Source organism: Variovorax cryoconiti, from assembly GCF_051216395.1.
Lineage (GTDB): Bacteria > Pseudomonadota > Gammaproteobacteria > Burkholderiales > Burkholderiaceae_C > Variovorax.
The window spans coordinates 1-1,045 of the sequence record NZ_JBPJZI010000075.1; the positions used below are offsets into that span (position 1 = coordinate 1).

Below are 1,045 nucleotides of genomic sequence, written 5' to 3' on the forward strand. Positions count from 1 at the left end.
CGGAATCCCTACTACCTGGCGACCAAGTACGGCGGCTTCAGCGTGCCCGCAAGCTACGACGCGGCCAACACCACGTCGCCGCTGACGCAGAACTGGTGGAACACGGCGGGCGACAGTATCGACATGAACGGCAATACCCGCCTGCGGCCCGACAACTACTTCCTGGCGGGCAATGCAGGGCAGATGGTGAGCGGCCTGAAGTCGGCATTCACCGACATTGCCAATGCCATCCAGGCATTCACGACATCGTTCTCGCTCTCGAGCGCGCAGGTTTCTTCCACCGGCAGTGCGTCCTACGCATCGCAGTACGACTCCAAGGGTTGGACGGGCGTGCTGACGGCCAGCACGCTCAGCTTTGCCAGCGACGGCACCCCGTCCACCGCAGCGGCCTGGACCAGCAGCACCACGCTCGAGGCCCAGTTGGCCAGCGGCGGCTGGGACACGGCGCGGCGCGTTGCCACCTGGAATGGCAGCAAAGGCGTGGCCTTCCGCGCCGGCAGCGTGACATCGGCCCAACTGGCCGCGCTGGCGCCTTCCTATGCGAAGAGCAACACCAGCACCGACTACCTCAACTACCTTCGGGGCGACCGCAAGAACGAAACCGCGTCGACCGTCGCCGGAAGCACCAGGGCCCTGCGCGCTCGAACTCTCCTGCTGGGCGACATCGTCAACGCGAAGGTGACACCCGTCGGGCCGCCCATCCAGAGCTATTCGGAGAACAGCAACCCGGGTTATGCCGCATTCAAGGCCAAGTGGACCGGCCACCGTTCCACCATGGTCTACATCGGCTCGAACGACGGCATGCTGCACGCCTTCAACGGTGCCCTCTCGGGCACCGCTGCCGGAACGGAGCAGTTCGCCTACGTGCCGAGCACCTCGTTCCAGGGGCCGAATGGCACGCCGCAGGTGGACGGGCTGGCGCAGCTCGGCAACCCCAACTACGCCCACCACTACTACGTGGATGCGACACCACTGGCCTTCGATGTCGACCTAAACAGCGCCGGCGGTGTCTTCACCACAACGAGCAATGGCAGCAATGCCGACT

Annotated in this window: 1 protein-coding gene; it reads left to right on the forward strand. The window is 65.2% G+C overall.

All coding sequences use genetic code 11. From position 1 onward, the window contains the following. Nucleotides 1–1,045: PilC/PilY family type IV pilus protein (locus ACSFA2_RS25855; protein WP_435458177.1), on the forward strand; the 1,045-nt coding region annotated here is incomplete at both ends.